This window comes from Rubrivirga sp., assembly GCF_049648075.1.
Lineage (GTDB): Bacteria > Bacteroidota > Rhodothermia > Rhodothermales > Rubricoccaceae > Rubrivirga.
The window spans coordinates 1-1703 of record NZ_JBARYR010000602.1; the positions used below are offsets into that span (position 1 = coordinate 1).

Annotated in this window: 2 protein-coding genes; both read left to right on the forward strand. The window is 69.8% G+C overall.

The window, feature by feature from the left end:
- Positions 1-158 precede the first annotated feature (158 nt).
- On the forward strand, positions 159-587 hold the full coding sequence (locus WBA11_RS16620) for a hypothetical protein (protein WP_424521765.1): 429 nt from the start codon (positions 159-161) through the stop codon (positions 585-587).
- 78 nt (positions 588-665) lie between these two features.
- On the forward strand, positions 666-1703 hold a 1038-nt coding region (locus WBA11_RS16625), incomplete at its 3' end, for a hypothetical protein (RefSeq protein ID WP_424521766.1).

The following is a 1703-nucleotide window of genomic DNA, read 5'->3' on the forward strand; positions in this document are numbered from 1 at the left end:
GCTCCACCCCGCCCACGCTCCCGGGCCAGTCGGCCGCCGGGACGGGCGGCAGCACCACCACTGCACGTCCGGCCTCGAGGCCGCGCGTCTCCGTTTAGGTCTCCCCGCCGCCGTTCGGCGGCACTCCCTTTCCATCCCCGCCCTAGAGGCGCCCCCCGATGGCCAACGTCAACCGCTCCCTCAAGGCCTCCATCGACGCGACGAGCGCGATCCAGTCCGGCAACAAGATCCCGAAGCTCCCCGGTGACCCGATGCGGGCCAACCAGGCGATCGCTGCCGCCGCCGTGCCCGTCCGCATCGACCCGACGACCGGCGACATGGTGCCCGCCTCCGGCGATTCGGCTCCGAACGCGCGTCTGATCGGCTTCACGGGCAAGGGCTACGTCGAGGACGAGCCGGTCACCGTGTTCCGACAGAACTCGGTGTTCTACTACTCCGACGACTTCAGCGCTGACGGCGTGAGCCCGGACGACGACTTGTTCCTCGGCACCGGCGGCCTCTTGGCCGACACGGCACTGGCCAACTCGGGCGAGCCGGTGGCCCGGGTGCTCGACAACCACCACATCCTCATCACGCGGGCCGCCTAGCCCGACCGCGCGGCTCCGGTCCGGCCGCGTCCCTCCACCCCGCCCGCAACGGGCACACTGAGCACAGCCTCTACCACCATGGCCCGCACTGGCACACACACGCTCGACGACCTCCTCGCCGTCCAGGACCGCAGCGTCATCGCCTACGGCGAGGACACCGTCGCCGAGACCATCAACCGAGAGCTCGACCAGTATTCGACGCAGGTCGAGGACGCCATCTCCGACTTGGTCGAGGTCACGCCCGACCTCCAGCGCCGCTACGGCAGCACGGAGGGCGCCGAGATGATCGAGGCCGACGAGCTCGGCAGCCCGGCCGCCCAGAAGGTCGAGGGCGGAAGCCCGGTCGGCTTCCCGATGAAGAAGGTCTTCCACGCCATCGGCTGGACGAAGGACTACCTCACCATCGCGACCCCGGCCGACATCGCGCGCCAGACCATCGCCCGCGAGAAGGCGTACCTCTCGTGGATCCTGAAGTCGATCCGCCGTGCCTTGACTAACCCGGTCAACTACACCTTCGTCGAGCGGTTCACGGCGGCCAAGGGCGTGGACCTGTTCGTCAAGGCGCTCGCCAACGCCGACGGCGCCGGGATCCCGCGCGGCCCCAACAACGAGGAGTTCAGCGCGGCCACCCACTCGCACTACCGGGCCATCGACTTCGCGACCGCGACCGCCGCCGAGCGCAACGGCGCCGCAGTGGCGTTCGTGGTGGACGTCGTCGAGCACGGCAACGCGGACGACGTCGTCGTCTACGTCAACACGGCCGACGAGGCGTACTGGACTGAGCTCGAGGACTTCAAGCCGCTCCAGGAGGTCGGGATCAAGATCGCCGACGGCCAGATCGAGACGACGCGCCTCGACCAGACGGTGACCAACAACCGCCAGATCGGCACCTTCCGCGGCGCGGCCGTCTGGGTCAAGCCGTGGGTCTCCGAGAACTACGCGGCCTGCCTCAGCCTTTCCAACCCGGACAAGCCCGTCGTGTGGCGCGTCCACCCCGTCGCGTCGATGCGCGGCCTTCGCCTGGCGGCCCAGCTCGACAGCTACCCGCTCCGTGCTGACATCGTCGAGGCCTACGGCGGCGCGGGCGTCTACGGCCGGACCTCGGCCGCCGTGATG

Coding starts and splice junctions, on each gene's coding strand:
- WBA11_RS16620 (WP_424521765.1), top strand. CDS start 159: ATGGCCAACGTCAACCGCTCCCTCAAGGCCTCCATCGACGCGACGAGC.